General features: G+C 53.6%; 11 protein-coding genes and 3 pseudogenes. 6 read left to right on the top strand and 8 right to left on the bottom strand.

From position 1 onward, the window contains the following. Positions 1–201 precede the first annotated feature (201 nt). Positions 202–1,002: a tetratricopeptide repeat protein gene (locus SxD43FB_RS20970; protein WP_096063838.1), complete on the bottom strand. Its 801-nt coding sequence runs from the start codon at positions 1,000–1,002 to the stop codon at positions 202–204. Positions 1,003–2,002: 1,000 nt separating this feature from the next. Between SxD43FB_RS20970 and SxD43FB_RS20965 the strand changes: the two genes are divergently transcribed. Beyond that, complete coding sequence (locus SxD43FB_RS20965) at positions 2,003–2,827, top strand: undecaprenyl-diphosphate phosphatase (protein WP_096063837.1); 825 nt, start codon at positions 2,003–2,005, stop codon at positions 2,825–2,827. An 84-nt stretch (positions 2,828–2,911) separates the two neighbouring features. On the opposite strand, the gene SxD43FB_RS20960 is transcribed toward SxD43FB_RS20965, so the two are convergent. The 4 genes and pseudogenes from SxD43FB_RS20960 to SxD43FB_RS20930 form a co-directional block, all read right to left on the bottom strand. Beyond that, complete coding sequence (locus SxD43FB_RS20960; RefSeq protein WP_096063836.1) at positions 2,912–3,580, bottom strand: PilZ domain-containing protein; 669 nt, start codon at positions 3,578–3,580, stop codon at positions 2,912–2,914. A gap of 1,142 nt (positions 3,581–4,722) precedes the next feature. Next, complete coding sequence (locus tag SxD43FB_RS20955) at positions 4,723–5,772, bottom strand: acyltransferase (protein ID WP_176482884.1); 1,050 nt, start codon at positions 5,770–5,772, stop codon at positions 4,723–4,725. Between the two features lie 412 nt (positions 5,773–6,184). Then, positions 6,185–7,188: pseudogene (locus SxD43FB_RS20945) on the bottom strand (IS1380 family transposase); the annotation flags it as partial. A gap of 632 nt (positions 7,189–7,820) precedes the next feature. Beyond that, positions 7,821–7,962 (bottom strand): annotated as a pseudogene (locus SxD43FB_RS20930) (IS5/IS1182 family transposase); the annotation flags it as partial. Between the two features lie 93 nt (positions 7,963–8,055). Between SxD43FB_RS20930 and SxD43FB_RS20925 the strand changes: the two are divergent. The 4 genes from SxD43FB_RS20925 (at position 8,056) to SxD43FB_RS20910 (ending at position 13,620) form a co-directional block, all read left to right on the top strand. Next, positions 8,056–9,447 carry an O-antigen ligase family protein gene (locus SxD43FB_RS20925; RefSeq protein ID WP_096063831.1) on the top strand — a complete coding sequence of 464 codons (1,392 nt, stop codon included), beginning with the start codon at positions 8,056–8,058 and terminating at the stop codon, positions 9,445–9,447. Between the two features lie 383 nt (positions 9,448–9,830). After that, positions 9,831–11,060: a glycosyltransferase gene (locus SxD43FB_RS20920; protein ID WP_176482881.1), complete on the top strand. Its 1,230-nt coding sequence runs from the start codon at positions 9,831–9,833 to the stop codon at positions 11,058–11,060. A 659-nt stretch (positions 11,061–11,719) separates the two neighbouring features. Continuing rightward, positions 11,720–12,838, top strand: coding sequence for an acyltransferase (locus SxD43FB_RS20915; RefSeq protein ID WP_176482880.1), 1,119 nt, complete (start codon positions 11,720–11,722; stop codon positions 12,836–12,838). Between the two features lie 416 nt (positions 12,839–13,254). Beyond that, positions 13,255–13,620, top strand: a complete 366-nt coding sequence (locus SxD43FB_RS20910) for a hypothetical protein (RefSeq protein ID WP_176482879.1) — start codon at positions 13,255–13,257, stop codon at positions 13,618–13,620. Between the two features lie 169 nt (positions 13,621–13,789). On the opposite strand, the gene SxD43FB_RS20905 is transcribed toward SxD43FB_RS20910, so the two are convergent. The 3 genes from SxD43FB_RS20905 to SxD43FB_RS20895 form a co-directional block, all read right to left on the bottom strand. After that, on the bottom strand, positions 13,790–14,071 hold the full coding sequence (locus tag SxD43FB_RS20905) for an HU family DNA-binding protein (RefSeq protein ID WP_096063828.1): 282 nt from the start codon (positions 14,069–14,071) through the stop codon (positions 13,790–13,792). A gap of 792 nt (positions 14,072–14,863) precedes the next feature. Next, a complete protein-coding gene (locus SxD43FB_RS20900; protein WP_096063827.1) occupies positions 14,864–16,120 on the bottom strand; it encodes a HipA domain-containing protein in 1,257 nt (418 codons plus the stop codon). 11 nt (positions 16,121–16,131) lie between these two features. Continuing rightward, the gene (locus SxD43FB_RS20895) at positions 16,132–16,419 is read right to left on the bottom strand and encodes a helix-turn-helix domain-containing protein (protein ID WP_169575206.1); all 288 of its coding nucleotides are present in this window, start codon (positions 16,417–16,419) and stop codon (positions 16,132–16,134) included. A 368-nt stretch (positions 16,420–16,787) separates the two neighbouring features. Here SxD43FB_RS20895 and SxD43FB_RS26110 point away from each other — a divergent pair. Next, positions 16,788–16,940: pseudogene (locus SxD43FB_RS26110) on the top strand (tyrosine-type recombinase/integrase); the annotation flags it as partial. Positions 16,941–17,053 lie beyond the last annotated feature (113 nt).

Below are 17,053 nucleotides of genomic sequence, written 5' to 3'. Positions count from 1 at the left end.
GCGCCTGCGGCGGCGGAGTTCGTCTCGTCGTTTGGAATACGCGGCATAACCATGGTGATATCTCATCCGCGCCCTCAAGGCTAAATTACCGGCGGTGCTTTGTCTCACCGTCGTTGGCACGGAGGGGTGCAGCAATGGCGCGTTCCAGGCACTCGCGCCCAAGCATGTGGTGCCGGCGGCCTGCCCACCGAGGTGCTCCCTTTAGCTTCCCAACCTGACGAGTGCAGATGCGATTATCTGGCGACAGGCTGTGTCGCGGGTGATTTCAAGCACGGCCCACAGGCTCCGTCGAGCCTCGTCGAAGTGTCCGAGCCTCGTTTGCATGCCCGCCAAATTCCACCATCCCTCACAATGCGATGGGGCAATGATTGTTATGCGCTCGTGTAATTTCATCGCTCTTGAATAATCTCCACTCCGCTCAGCGCTATTTGCCTCCTCGGTCAACGACAAAACGAGTACCATTCTGTTCGATATCGGTATAAAATTGTCGTTCGCGGGGACGATCTTCGCCAGCCACCTTGATGCCGGCCCGCCGCTCAAGTGGGGCGCACTTGCATGAATTTTTCCCGTGGACGGGTCGATAAAACGTGGATGGTCTGCAGGCCCCACGCGCACCAGAATTTGGGGTGGCAGGCTAACTACGTCGGCTACCCAACCCATTCGTCGTGCTGCTGAAACATACAGTATCGCTAAAGATGTCGGCGGCCCTTCGCGCCGGTCGATGACGGGCATCAGGCCAGCGCTTAACCGGGAATCTCCAATCGCCCTCTTGCCTGAAAAGCCGAATTTATAAGCAATAACATCCACAAGAGTGGCAGCAATATCACTTCCGGACGACAAGGAGCTGACAAATTCGATTTCATCACCAATAGATTTAAGTAGATCTATATATGGATCGAACGAAATATTATCATAATCGAGGGCGCTAAGAATCAAAGACGCTGTATCAAGAATAATATCTTTATCATCAAGCTGCGCGAGAAATGAAAATCTGTCACTCATTTATAAAGAACTAACAATCTATTTAAAGATGCTATCGATATTGTTCTATTAATATTATCAAGCAAAAAAATACACAAAATGATCTCAATATTTTAATGATGTAATAAAATACATCAATGAATTTTTTACTTAATTATCTCCATCGGACTATTATTCGACGGCGGGCTGCGCATGGGGCCTGACCCATTGTCTGTCATATTAATATGCCGAAAAAATTGTTAATAAGCTCTGCATCAAGAAGCGCAGGAATTTTAAACAGGTCTGATTATTGGCAAGTTCGTTCAGATTCTTTGGTGATTTCCCATGCTTTTCTACGTTTGCAGGGTTCTGATTACAATAGAGTCCAGGCAAATCAAGGTCTAATCGATCAGGCTATGGGCAAGACGTAAATGGCGGCCTGCGTGAACGCGTCACCGGATCGCGCGCGCCGCGAATATGTGGTGTCACATGCGCAATCGTACGCTTCGTGGATCATGTTGTATTGCGCCTCACGGTGTCAATGAGGCCAATCCGCAATAGCATTCAGTGCCATCGTCCTGCGCCGCTGATATTCGACATGCGCAAAAAATGTGATCTGTCAGATCATTTGGATCGAGCCGAGCGCGACGATAGTCGAAGGAGGCTACGTGCCGGCCGTCGTCAGTTCAACTTTGCCCCTGTCATTAACTATTTATCCAACCACCGGCACCTTCATCTGCCGTTAAATCTGCGGCGCGATCATTGAGGGCTATAGATCTCACAGGTGCATCGTCTTCGACTGCCGTGGTGTTCGTCTTTAAATTTCAAGCGATTCAATCTTGTACGGCGCCTTGTGAGTGACAGATTTATGTCGAGCCATATATAGGTTGGACTCCATCACGATGCGTAAAAAGGAATAACCCATCCAGATCGCATCCATTGAGCTTTACTCGTGCTCACGCACTTCATATCCACAACATCTGGATTGCAATTGAAATGCTTGGATGATTCCGATCGATTTTTGGTTTGATGGGAGGTTTGGATGAATTTTGTTGACGCAATAATATTTGGAATAATTCAAGGATTGACCGAATTCCTTCCAATTTCATCGAGCGCCCATCTAAGGATAGCTGGAACGTTCTTGTCATCTGGCGATCCAGGCGCTGCTTTCACGGCTGTCGTGCAGATCGGGACGGAAGCTGCCGTTCTATTATATTTCCGGCAAGATATTTGGAGGATTGTACGAGCCTGGCTTTCGCAGCCCTGGTCATCGACCAATATGAGAAGTCAAGACGCTCGACTGGGATGGCTCATCATTTTAGGGACATTGCCAATCGCGATTTTCGGGGTATTATTCAAAGATGCAATTGAAGGCACTATGCGGAGCCTTTACATCACTGCATCGATGCTGGTATTTTTTGGATTATTGTTGGGGGCTGGTGAATTCTACGGACGTAAAGCACTGACTCTTGATCAACTATCCGCTCGTGACGGCTTTATCCTTGGTCTCGCTCAAGCCTTAGCACTCATTCCTGGCGTATCTCGCTCCGGCGGCACGATCACCGCCGGTCTATTTTTGGGGTATACGAAGGATACGATTGCGCGTTACTCTTTCCTATTGGCCATCCCAGCTGTGTTTGCCGCTGGGTTTTTTCAACTAATTTCAAAGTGGAACACATTTTCGTCTTCTGCTGCAGTTCCTACTATTATTGCAACTATAGTATCATTTGTAACAGGATATTGCGCCATAATCGTTTTTCTTAAATTAGTATCCACAAAGGGCTATAGATTATTTGTTTATTATCGATTATTTGCAGGTGCATTTTTAATGATATTATTATCTACCGGTATTATTGAGCCGCAATAAAAATTAAGGTAAATGGTATAATACTATAATCCATATACTATAAACTTAAATGATATGATCATGTGACTAGATTATATTTCACATTTACAGAAATCGACGCGGGCGCTGTTCCATCACCCAATGGCCCAACATCTCATAAGGCAGTGATTGATTGAAGGCTAATCCAGCCCTTCTGTCATTCCGCCAAACAACCCGAGCCTGCAGCGTCGGAAGATTTTCGACTTTCAAAGTCACGCGCTGGTGTACCAAAGGCAGAGGGTGGGCTTCGATGCATACACCCGTCTGAGAAATATTAATGACTTCCCCTGCGGCCGAGGACTCGTCCCATTTCATCGTTGCTGCGGCAATGATATCGAGGCGAGGATGGCGGGGAAACTGTCCTGCCCTGATCGATTCTGCTCCCGAGCCGACTAATTGCGATATGTCGATTTCATGATCAAAGCGAATGCCGGCCGTTAAACCGTCGGCCCAAATCGTTGAGCCGTCGACCGTAATCCCGCTTCTAAATTCAATGCGTAGTCGCTTGTCTACTGCAAGCGATCGCAACGCATAAACTTTGGCACCACCTGCTGATATATTTTTAACAAGGCAAAGCATTTGGTCACGGTCTGTGACAAGTTTGCCAATCTGAAGAACAGAGATATTTCGCGCCGACTTTCTTCTGTTATCGTTTTCAGAACTTTCTTGTGCATTATCATCTATTTGTTTGTTTTGGCCTAAAGAAGGGCTCTGGCTATGATTATATTGCGTCATATATTTCCCCTATGCATGATATTGCAAGCAATTATATAATGAAATTTTGATTTCCATAATGGAATAAAACGAATACTTAATATCAATATTATTGGACGTTCATATCTGATAATATGAAAGTCGTATTAGGCATTGTAGAGCGAGTATTATCGTATAAGTCTATGATAAAGCTTATAAATATATTTATTAACTGTCCTTAATTCTAACGTCGTTGCGAATTTACCTGTTTGGCAGCAGCAATGCAATTGACAATCGTTGTCATTAGCGGGTGACTTGCCGCTTCGGTTTTTGGCGTTTTTCGGGGGCGTGCTCGCCGTTGTCGCTTCAAGCGAGAACGGCGTTGCGGTATGTTATCATCGCGGTGGTTCGAGTGGCTTGATTGGTCTATTGAAATTCTGATCTGCGGATATCTGGGGTACGGCCCAAACGGTTCCAAGGACTATACCAGTCCAGCCTGGACGTAGTGGCAATGATGCGTAAGAGGTTGGCATCAGGATCGACGCGAGCGTTCGCAACGCAGATATGGATATGGTATCGAGGACGCGCGCCACGCGCTCGATGCTTGAAGCGTAATATTACGAACACGGTGATGGGTGGTGCCGGAGACTTTGCGAAAGCCGGATCAAGGTGCCACGCAAATGACAAAGCGGCGGTGCACATGTTTGCTTAACCGCACAAAGGGCGTTCGCTGGTGCATTGGGCGTCTATCCCTCGATGCAGCCCTCAGTGTGTCCACGGCCACCATACAGCGTGTCGGAGGCGGGTGACGATGTTGCGGACTTGCGTGTCCTGCATAGGTGCCTTGGTTCTGCAGACCAGGCGGCGCTACGCCTCGCACATTTCGCGCCATGGTGGTTCTTGGCAAATGCTGGCAGGATCAGCCGTTCCTCTGGGGTCGTTGACCGCATCTGTATGAACGGTCGTCAAGATTTGGATAAGCGCGCTGGACGGCATGGGTAAACAGGGTGAACGCTTAACGACGTCACGCCTTGCAAAGCGTCCCGACCTTGGATCTGCCATAGCTCTCGTGGCCAGGCATGGTGATGTCGCCTTGCGGGCTTGAGAGGATTTTGAACAGTAGAAATAATCGACTGTCGCCAATTACATGCATAAACATGGAATGTCCTGATAAGAATTTTCAATCACGATCGATACAATTTTGTTGTTAGCATACGTCTGACGGGAATATCATAATATCGATGTGCAAAATATGAATATGAAATTATTATCGATAATGTGCTGATAAATACATACATATTTTCTATGTTAGTCAAGCGCGCAAAGATACCACCTAATACGATAATAATTGGCATATGCGTCGCGTAGAGTGGATAGGATAATTCTCCAAAAAAATGGGATATTCTCGGCAAACAGGCATCACTATTTGCAGCGAAAAGGATAATTGCTGGAAATAGGAATATGGCGCATATTGCGTCAATCCATATTCGTGGAAATGTTGAGGGTATCGACACTGACATGGATAGTAACAATATGATGTAGACCCAGGGTCGAGACTTTGGTTGGATTTCAATGCGCGGTAGTACGGCAATTTGAATCAGTACTCCGATCAGGAACAAGCTTCCGGATCTAGGCAGGCCTGCCCACCAAAATTCGCGAACGGTACCAAGTTCTAGCCAGCTGCCGCTCGATAGCGCCGCACTGGCGAGCCATATCAGAAGCAAAAAAAGAACAAATAAGATATGTCTTATGCGTAAATATATGTAGAAAAATGCAAATAATATGTTGGAAACTACTTCCCAAAATAAAGACCAGACGGGAGGATTTACAGGAAATGGATCTATCCAGATCGCCGGTATCGCGAAAAGAGAAAAAAAGACTACCAGGATATGATCATGGCTTACACTTTGGTTAGATATATTTAACCGTATAGTATAAACTATGATGCCCATTATTGTTCCAAGAAACAGTAACGGGTATAATCGGATAAACCGGATTGCTAAGAATGAACGAAATGACCCCGATTTCTTTAATGTCGGTCCATATGCATGCGCGATGACAAAGCCACTTAGAACAAAAAAGAAGTCGACAGCGAGATAGCCGTAGGGGAAGGCGTTCCATCCTGGCATCATTGGCCCCATATGGTAACCCAGGACCGCAAGGGCTGCCCACCCGCGCATGCCATCAAGAACGGGTAGTCGTTTCGCTTTGCCTTGCACGGAACCGACTTGCATGGAATGGCTCTCTTTCGATCTCATGGCGGGCTCATCGATCTACCTCGCAACCGTGCCAGATCGAAGAGTAGCGCAGCGTTTGACGATGGCGAGACGTAAAATGCAACATGCTGCCTCTGAATTGGTCGTTCGTCATCGTTCTGTCCTCCCTTCGAACGGAAAAGGTTACTAGGCTACGCATGACAGATTTATGCCCCTGGTCGCCCCTTAACGTCCGTGCGTTCGGGCAAGATCAAGTGCCTCTAGCCCGTAAAATTCATCTGGTTGGTCAGCGCAGGCCAGGATTTGGATTTTGAGCAAGCGGCGGGCGCGTCGCTTCATTGCCGGGGATGATCCGGATTTCAGGGTCATTGAGGTTTGCGGGTTTAAGTGCGGCGTTTGATTTGAGGGTGCACTGCCCCGTGGTTCCGGTGATGAGGCGAGGGATGCGATCGAGGGCGAGGGGCAAGATTTTCTGGTCGGGACAGGCGGCGGGCCATTGGATAGGGATAAGGGTCTTCAACTCGGTGACGCGGGCAGCGACCTTGATGAGGCACTGGCGTAAAGTATCGAACTGGACGGTGCGCCAGGTTGAACCTTTAGGCATGGCGCTACGCAGGCCCCACATGAGCCACTAGGCACCGGCATCGAGAAACACAGATGGTTGGCGGTGGTCCTGGTGCAGGATGTGCGATCGGCGGCGAGGTGGGTTTTCCAGGACTTGATGTGATTTTCCGCCTGGCCTCGCCGGCAATAGACCTGCTCGTACAGCCGGCGGCGCGAGCCCTTCTTGAGATTTGTAACGACGAAACACGTGTCCGTGCCCTGATCGCCGACCTCGACGCGGGCGATAATCCGCTCGGCGCGGCTCCAGCTTTTCGCGCCGTCGTGGAAGGACTTGAAGCGATGCGCCTTGCCGGCTTCAGGTGCCGCGTGGAAGCGGGCTTTGGTGTTGGCCTCGAGAGCGGCGATGTGACGGCGCAATGTCGACGTCGGCGCGACGCCCAGGATAAATTCGTGGCCCCCGGCCTGGCACCAGTCAATGACTTCGGGGCAGCAATAGTGACTTTCGCCGTGCAGTAGGATTTGCATCTCTGGCCAGTTGGCGCGGATCGCCCGCATCAGGCGACGCAGGAAAGCCCTGATCTCCTTGCCGCCGGGCCGTTTGGCCGGGCGCAGGACGGCGGTGATGAAGCGACCCTCGCCATCGAACACGACGATGGGCTGGAATCCATATTCGTTGTGATGGGCATTGAACAATCGCAACTGCTAACCGCTGTGCACGGCATCGAAGGCGTCATCGATGTCGAGGACAACGCGCCTGGGCACGGTGCGGAAACTCTCGCAGTACAGATCAACCATCTCTCGCCCCATGGGCAGGAGGGCACGCGTGTCGGGAAGGTTTTCCAGGCGTGAGATTGTCGGCTGCGAGCAAAGTATCGAGCGCGTCCGCAAGCTTTTGCTGGGGAGTGGCCACGGCATTCACCCTCGATGATGCGCAACCATTAGGTTTTCGTGTTTCGCGATTATTAGGTTTTCGTCCTGTGTCACTTTTAGGTTATTGCGTCGAGCGCAAATTAGGTTTTTATGTTGGATAGTCTGGGTCGTGCCCTCCAATTCATCCGTCTAAGGCGATGACACTCTCTTCCTCGACCAGGTTCGCCGCTCCATATTGGTGGAGCGTCTCAGCGGGCTCGAGAAGTCGCGGATATAGGGACTGAACCCCACCTACCTGACCGAAATTGTAGTCATATTTCGGACAAGCCCTAGCCAGTACGATGCCCAGCAGGACTCGAACCGCCGTGTCCATTCACATCCATCCTTTTCCACATTCCAGATCGTGCTATTCATGCTCTTGGTGAGTTCATAAGTCTATGATCTAACTACGAAATTGATCGCTCAAGTTGCCCGGCCGAAAGCTCTTCTGGGGCACCGATCGACCGTAGCGGCGATCCCATCCTCAAGCTGGCAATGGAAGATCGACGTACAACCGCACGCGACGTGCCGGGCCTGGAGGCACAGTCATGATCGCGCAGTCCGAGAGCGAACGCTGGGTGACGGCGGACTATGTCTGCCGATCGAGATCGACCGCCACGCCTTGCCGGATCCACAACAGCGCTGCGGGCGCCACTGCGCGTCCGTCATATCCGATGGATATCGCAGTCCCTCCCGGCTATGCACTTGCCGGGCAATACCAGTCCATGCCAACATTCACTCTTCCTCCTCATAACGAGGCGTGGATCGCAACATGCTGCTATTGCTAAACAATGTTCGGATCGGGCTTAAAGAGCGGGAAACATAGGCATGGAAGACATCAAAACCCAATCGCCTTCGTTCCTAGATCAGCTTCAGGAGCAGGGGTCATCAAAGACCGATGCCGTTCTGACAAAAAGCTGGCATGAGCGAGCGATCGAGTTTGCGACAGTGGCCTTGCTGATAATGGTACTGCTTGCACCGCTCATGACATATAACGAACTGCCTTTGACAGGCGAGGGCAGTAGTCAACGGCAAATTGGGTATCTGTTGATCCTCGCGCTGGCCATCTATGGCGCTAGACCCGCCATCAGCCGTTGGCGACTGATAGCGATGCCGTGGCCGATATTGCTCGCCATTGCTTGGTGCTGGGTTAGCCTGGCTTGGGCGATCGCGCCCGATATTGCGGTACGTCGCCTCCTTCTGACAACAGTGGTGGTCTGGACGACTTTTCTCGTGGTGCAGCAAGCGGGCTATCGTTCAACATTGAATGTCGTACGCGTTGCTCTGGTCGTGGCGTTGGTCGCAAATTACGCCGTGGTATTTCTTGATCCGGCCACAGGCATTCACATGATGACCGACTCAGCCATCGCTTCTGCACTGATCGGCAACTGGCGCGGGTTTCTGGTTCATAAGAATTTTGCCGGGGCCACCTGCGCCATCACCATCCTGCTATTTCTTTTCGATGCGAAGAAGATACCTACAGTCTGGCGTATTCTCGTCATACTCTTGTCTGCCTATTTCATGTACCGGACCCAGTCCAAGACATCGGGCGGCATGACCGCCATCGCGTTGCTGGCCGGCTGGATTTACCAATTTTATTCCAGGCGCTTTAGGATGTACGCAATCCCGGCGATCGCTATTGCCGCATCCTTGGGCGGAATGGCATTGAGCGCGTATAAAGATATATTGATATTCAATTATCTGGCACCTTCGGCCTTTACCGGCCGAGGTTATATCTGGGGCATGCTTGTTCGCTATGCAGGAGACAATCTTGGCACGGGTTCGGGATTTGGGTCCTTTTGGAATATCGGGCCATATAGCCCGGTCTATCAATATGGATCAGGTATGCTGACGCAGATAACTGTCGGGCATAATGGGTATCTTGATCTGCTTGTAACTGTCGGTTTGCCGGGCCTTGTGATTGCCGTCTTCGCGCTCATCATTTGGCCCATCTGGAAGCTGCTGGCTGATCAGAGCATCAAGGCGGAGGAGGGCGCTCTTATTTCGGCCATGCTGATCTTTTGCATGGGGCATAATGTAACAGAAAGCAGTCTGCTCTCGCGCGACGCATTGGTAGGTTTGTTCATGGTTCTGGCTGTCGCTTTCGTCTGTGCCGTTGGCGGGAGGAAAGTCCGGAGCCCTAAAAATACTGCCGCTGGTGATGACTTGATGAGGTCCTTGCGTAAACGCCGTCATGCATCGCCGCCCGTTACGCTTTAGCGCGACGAGATTGGCCGTTTGCGATCGCGGCTAAAAGTCAAAGAGGGTAGTTGGAATAGGATGGGGACGGGGTAGCATTAGGTCAGGCAGGCGTGTGCTTAATATCGGGCAGCAGATGCAGGCACGTGTTTGTAGGGATGCGGGCCTGATACTGCTGGCGTGCTTTCTATTCACCCCTTGCCAATCTCTGCTGTGCGCGCAAGACGAGCGACGATGCTGGCCAGCATATTTGAGGTATTTGAAGAAAGCGAATATAAACAATGCAAGGGCCATCGCACGTGATAGGCAATCCTGGACAATCTGGCAGCGTACCTGAAGCGATTCGGACAGCGGCAGGGGGCGATAGCGCCACCATCTTAGTCCAACCGGCAGGCTTGAAGCATATGGCGCTCGACGATCAAGCCTCGCTTCTTCTTGTAACCCATGTGTCTATCCGACAGGGTCCTTATGGTCCGGAAGTGGATGAGCAGACTGCCGCTGGTATCGAACAATGGTGCCGGCATTTCGATCGGGTTACCTTTTATGGTGTGGAAAGCCAGGCGAATGCGGTCAGCGGGGGCTCGGCATCCTGGGTCCGTACGGATGAGGGCCTCCTGGGTGCGCGCGCGCGACTTGTGATACTGCCACACGCTTATACCCCACGCAAAATGATCCTCCATTATGGCGCGGTTCGGAACGAACTGCGCCAAGCTGTCGCGACCCACCGCCATCTCTGCTTCACATTGGGCAGTATCATCGGCGATTGGCCCACCATCGCGGCCCTTGAAGCTATCGAACAGCGACGGCGTTATGCTGCGTGGATTGATCGGGTCGAACCCTTTGTCATCCGCAACAAGCTGGCACGGGCACCGCTGAAGCGGCTTTTGGCGGAGATGGTCATGCCCTTTACACAGGCTGCAATTCGGTATGTCTTGCGCAAAAGCACTGTAGCGCTGCTGCAGGGAGGCGATAGTTTTGCTTATTATGCAAGATCGGCATCCGATCCGCATTGCACCTATGACACCCACACCCGATGCACGGAGCAGATTTCCGCGTCCGCCCTGTTGCGGAAGCAGGACCGAGCCCTTGCTGGAGAACCACTCAAGATAGTCTATGTGGGCCGGGTTGCTGGCATGAAAGGGCCGTTCGACTGGCTGGCGTGCCTGGCACGCCTGCATACGCAAGGAATTGCGTTTCAAGCGTGCTGGATCGGTGATGGACCCGATTTGCCCGCACTCAAAGCACAGGTGTCGCGCGCTGGTCTCAACAACGTCATTGACTTTCCAGGATTCGAAGGGAGGCGCACGCACCTTCTGGACCGGCTGCAGGAGAGCGATCTCTTGCTGTTCTGCCACAAAACGCCAGAATCTGCGCGCTGCCTTATCGAGGCGCTGGTCAGCGGATGCCCGATCATTGGCTATGACACGGCCTATCCACGCGGATTGACGCAGACATATGGAGGCGGATTGTTCGCCCCTGGACATAGCATTGAAAAGCTTGCAGATCATGTCGCTCGCCTACATCATGATCGTCAGGCCCTGTGCCAGCTGATGGAAGCGGCAGCTCTCAGCGGGACGCTCTATAATGAGGATGCTGTCTATGCGCATCGGGCCGCGCTCATGCGGCGTGGTTGATCGACAAAGCTTGAAGATCGGGCACGCAGTTATCCAAAGCAACTCTGGTCGATATATAACCAATTGAGCATAAATTGGCAAGGTGCCACGGCAGACCGATGGCGATCAGCAGGCTTGGTGTCGCGCCATGCACCGAATGTCGCGGGCAGTTCAACGCGCAAAATGGTAGCCATGCGAGAAGGGTCTGACCGCGCGTATGCGGGCCGCGCCTGCGAGCAAAATAGCGCGCAATTTGCGCGCAGGTGAAGCCAACAGTGCGTTGGCGCGGTCACCGGTGGCAAAACAGGTCGGGTGCATGGCTTCATGACAAGGATCTAGCCGTGAGGAACGACACGCATAGCAGATTGCAATGAGGGACATGCCAGGGATATTGTCTTTGGCCTGCGCCGAGGGCACCATCTATAGGTTCTTTTCGATGGTCGTTGATCTGACCATGACGGCAGGACCAGTGCATGGCGCAGATGTGCACGCCTCCATTGATACGTCGCGGTGGCCAGGATCCGCGCTTCCCGGCTGCGGGCCGCGGCCCAGAGCCTGACTGATCTCCTCTATCAGTAATTGACCCATACCCCAGGCACAGGTTTCTCTTTGGACAGTCTCATAGTAATGGCTGGTCGTCTGCCCTGATGCATGGCGCGGCGAGTCGGGGGCTGATAAATATGGACAATCGCGCAGAGCTTGTCGGCATTCAGTTTTTGCGTGGTTTCTGCGCACTGGGCGTGGTCGTCGGGCATTGCGCCGCGATGATTGCCGATCCCAAATATGGCGGCCTGACCTTGTTGGGCGGCGCGCTTGAAAGCGGTTCCTCAGGCGTCGATATCTTCTTCGTCATCAGCGGATTCATCATGTCGGTGGTCGTCCTCAAGGGCAGTGATCTTCGTCCAAGAATGACGCTATCGGCCTATGCCACGCGGCGCTTTGTCCGGATCGTCCCGATGATGTGGCTGGCCATCCTGTCTTACGCGCTGCTCCAGCGCGGGTTCGCGCGCGATGCCATTGACTGGGCCGCTTACGCCAGGGCAGCTTTTCTCATCCCCTATTCCTACGTCAAACCTGACATCATCTGGACCTTGCGCCAGGAACTGATTTTCTACAGCCTCTTTGCCCTGAGTTTCTTTGGCCCGCGGGCGTCTCGCTGGCTGCTGGTGGCATGGGTGGTTTCCCCGATCGCCTATGTCGCATTCCTACCGTCCTGGGGAGCCACCACCGGCTATATCGACAGTCCTTGGTCGATTTTGTTCAGTTCCGTAAATATCGAATTTGGTATGGGTGTTGGCCTTGGCTTGTTCTGGAACAGAATGTCGCCGCCCAGTGATTGGCGACTGCCTGTCCATCCGTTCATAGGGATTGGCGTGCTGCTTACTGCTATCCTCGCTGTATATTGGTGTGGCGGGCTGATAAGCCAAACTCTCCCCAGCGTAATCTTTCTCGGGCTATGTGGGACAGGACTGGTGCTTGTGTCTGCGCGCTCTCATTGTCCGCAAGGATGGTTGACGCGCCTTGGCGGGCTGCTTGGCGATGCGTCTTATTCCATCTATCTCTTCCACCTCCATGTCCTTGCCGGCCTGCTTGCCCTGCGAGCCAAGTTTGCCATCCTTCCAAATGCGCCGCTTGCCATTCTCTTGGCTGTCCTTGTTGCGACATCATCGAGCATCCTCATTCACCTTTTGGTCGAACAGCCAATGACCGGCTGGATGCGGCGGGCATTGGCCCGGCGCGCAAAGGCTTCGCCAACCGGTTCACAAGAGCAGGGCCGAGCTCCTGATGCTGCAGTCTGAAACAAGGGCTAGCTGCCGCATCTAAGACCATGAACCCTGTGATGTCGTGGCAGGGCTATCCTTGATCGCGCCGCCTGGCCCGCATCGTAGCAGCAGCAGGCTTCCGATCGCGGCGTCTGTGGCTGGCAATAGCGAAAATCCGTCCCGTTCCGTCGCTATTTTCTGTTTTCAAGTTCTTTAAAAGAGCTCGTCCACAAATAGTCAATCTTTCAAATGGCAGCAGCGGACTTGGCGCTTGCGGTCACTCTGCTATCGAATGCGCGACTCGAACCGCGACGGCGGAAAGAGTTGGCGTGGTGCCTAAAGGGTGCCTCTGCGGTTCCGGTGCGCTCAGCTGGTTTTTCTGTTCCCTCAGGGCGCACCGGGATTAATGTTGCAAGCGCGAACAAGCATCGCCAACCCCTCGCACATCCGATATGGTCGGCGATATGAACGTGCCGGCTCGCTATACAGAATTGATCAATGCGATCCGCGATGCCACCGGTCTGTCCGATGACATGCTCCATGTGCATGCAGGGTTGTTGGTCATGATATGCGTGCGGGTCCTATCGGGAAAACGCCTTGATACGCCGGTGCCGCTCGCGGCGGTTGGTGTCTTTGAGGCCGGCAACGAAATCCTGAATCGGCTATATTATGGTTCCTGGCGGTGGCACGATACGGGCCTTGACATCCTCAACACCATGCTGTGGCCTACGGTCCTGTTCATCGCCTTGCGATGCGTCGGTGGACGGCGAGTCGATCCTGTTGACCCCATAACCGCCCCAGAGGCGAGTGCGGTGTAGGCGCGGCGAACGGGTTTAGCGCGTACCAGGAAGGAAGCCTGTTCAATTCTTCGTGTTCCGCCATGCCCGCCGGTCACGGGGGCAAGACAAGACAACCGATATAATCAGGCCGTTTCTTCTGCCTGGCTATCTTGCAAGATCGGGTAAGATGAGGGCCGCGGATGGTCCATCAGCAGCTATTAATGCGCTTCGCCAAAGCCTTTCCGCATTTGAAATGGGGCAGGCGCTTGGCCGTGACCTGGACTTGTGCGCCTGAACGAGGATTACGGCTAATTCTAGCGGTTCTTGACCGACCGGAAAATATCCCGAAATCGCGCAATTCTACCCTGCCGCCCTCTCGCAGTTGCTCTGTTATCGAGGTGAAGAAAAGGTCGATGATCTTGGCAAGCTCCGCACGGGACAGGTGGGGGTGGTCTACGGACAATTTTTCCACAAGTTCCGATCGAATCATAGCGAAAATCTCCTTGCTGGTATGTCCTGTGCATATGAGACCGGCACTGGGGAAGCGAGAATAAATGCAGCCGCTATCCTCAAGGCGATTTTGTGCGGATGGAATGCTTGAATGAGATGGATAAGGGGGCAAGTGCAGAAGTGAAATTTCATATTTAGATTTTCAATTGCCCATAAGCAACCAGTCTTGAATCGACCGGTCGATCAAATATTGCTTGCATGGCATGTATGATTATTGGCCATGCACAGGGTACGTTGACTAAACGCTCCTTCTTTACATAGGCTGTCGCTCCTTCAATGCGTCCCAGGCAATGCGTCGCCGGCAAGGGGCGTCGGATCTGGCACCTGCGAGAGGATTGAAAGCGCCGCGGCCCGATTAGCATGTTCTGCACGGAGCCGGATGTCTGCATTTGCCCTCAACTCCCTCGTACCCGCAGCGATCAGCGAAGACAGAAACTGGGTGAGCGATGTGCCATTCAACTCCGCTAGCTGCCTGGCTCCAGCCATGACATGATCCTCACGGATCACCCCTGTAGATCCCATAACTGCCCCAGAGGCGAGCGCGGTACGGGATTGGCGCTAGCCAGGAAGGTAGCCTGGTCAAATCCACACCCTCCGCAATGCTCGCCGTTCACGAGGTGGGGCAAGATAAAATGGCCGACATTATCAGGCCGTTTGATCTGCAGACCTGGCTTCCAAGACCGGGTGAATTGGGGGCCGTTGATCGTCCATGAGCAGCTATTAAGACCATATGTGGGGCTGACGCCTGGCCTGATCCTCGGAACGGCACGATTCATTTCTCTGCGCAAGAATTCAAAATCGGTGTGATCGCTTTCACATGCGCGTCGATACGCTCCAGCACCGTCGCAGGCACGATGTCGCGTTCTGGCAACTGCCACCAACGCTCGTTGACGAGTGCTGCCGTCTCTACCACGGCTTGGAGAACCGCTGGCTCGGGCAGTCTCGCGCGGTTCGCGAAGGATTTCCAGCGAGACGCCAACAGCGTCTTGAACGACCGTTCGCCACCAAGCGACAGCGCCATGCTGTCTGAGGGAATGTAGGGGATGGTCGACAACACGTCGTAGATCGGTGCGAGCGCGGGCGTGGTGCCTTCATCTCGATAGATCAGCGACCAGTTTTTCAGGTGCATGTCGCCATTTCCCGTCATCACCGCTAGCGCCAGCCGGCGCACGAATTCGAGCGCGGCGGCAGCGGAGACGGCCGTGTTTAAGGCCGCAGCGATGTCGTGATAGGCAGCCCCTTCATATTTGCGGGAGGGATAGACGCCAAAGACCTGGGCAAAGTCTTCAATGTGTATCCTCTCGCCTTGTGGCCCACGGTCGAAGCGCCGGATGAGAAGAACCTTACCCTCCGACAGCGTGTCGAAATCTTCCGGAATTCCTTCAAAATCGGACTTCTCGACCAGTTCGCGCTCGGGCACATCCATGCCGATCGCTGCCGCCAGGGCGAGATTGGCAAATTCGTTTTCGGACACGCCGGGAAATGCCGTCGAGGGGAACTTCGCGATATATTGCCCCTGGCTGTCATCGAGCGGAAGGGTCAGACCACCACCCTTGCCGGTGTTCTTCATCACCGACAGCTTCATCTGCACGCCCGCGAGCGAAAAGCGCGCCTTTGGCTTTCCCTTTGCACTGGCCTTCGGCTTCACGTTCGTGCCGTCACTCGGCAGGACCCTGACTGCTCCCGGCAGATCCGCGCCGAGCGCTGCCAGCAGGTCGAAGTCATTGCCCGGACGGACGGCGCCTGCGTGATGCTTTTCCATCGCCTCGCGCAGCTTGTCCTCTGGCAGCAGGTTCGCAAAGAAAGCCAGCAACGCCCCGCTCACTGGCTTAGGATCCTTGCGCAAACCCCCGGTAGCCGCCCGGAAGGACAGGCTGAGGATCGGCGAACCGCCCGTCGCCCGATATGCCTCGTCAAAGCTGAACGCGTTGAAGTCGCCCGGCGTCCTGACGATCACACCAACCTTCAGCGCATTCAGGAACACGTCAAGGGACTGGATCGCCTGAGGTGTGTGAGGAGTTTGAGCCATGACGTTCGTCTTCAATCGGGTTGTGAAACAAAGGCGGGCAAGTCGTCGTCGTCATGCGGACGCATCAACGCCCGGACGGCGGGGACCATTGCTTGCGGCACCAGCATCATCTCCAACCCGAGCGCGCGGGAGACATTCATCAGCGTGGTGACACGGGCGGCCGCGGCGCCTGTTTCGATATCCCGATAGCGGGGACGGGATAGGCCGGCCAGATCGGCAACCTGCTCCTGCGTCAAGCCAGCGGTTAATCTCGCCTGCCGCAGAAGGTCGCCGAGTTCGTTGAGGGGATCCGATGTCACGCTTAATGATCCTGATACGATTCATATTGAGATTCGATGGAACGTTTGCGTATCTTATTTACATGTTGCCGTCAAATCTCTTTGATCCGCCTTCATATCATATAGGCGCTATAAGATACGTAAACATATCTTGCCCCTCATCGCATCGTACCTTATGGGCGACGGGCCGGGTCGTCGTGCGAGATCAATTTATGCGTTCGGGCGGTCAGAATCGTGCGAGCCGTCTCCCCAGCAAAGCCGGACTGTGTTCAGGCAGTATTTGCCGCTGCGGGACTCGAACCTCCCCAGCAAAAAGTCCCCGGGTATCGGTGAGGGTATCGTCTCGGAAATCCCACTAGGGGGGCCAGCGCGTCCTCGACGGTTGCGACCGGAACACTGCGGCCGGTCGAAGAGACTATGCGATCCTGATGCTGCTCGCCCGGTTGGGATTGCGCGCGTGCGAAGTGGCAAGGCTCAGCCTTGATGATATCGATTGGCACGCGGGTCAGTTCACCGTTCGGGGCAAGGTGCGCGGCGACTGACAGGATGCGAGCGTAGCGACAATCAAGATGAGAATCGGTTGTTGGGGTGTCGGTGAAGGGCGGAGGGCGTAGCCCGAAGCCCGTAGCCGAGACCCCAACAACCGATGGCCCTT

It is taken from the genome of Sphingobium sp. D43FB, from assembly GCF_002312805.1.
Lineage (GTDB): Bacteria > Pseudomonadota > Alphaproteobacteria > Sphingomonadales > Sphingomonadaceae > Sphingobium.
Note: the sequence above shows the minus strand (reverse complement) of the source record. Positions and strands in the feature narration are given on the sequence as shown.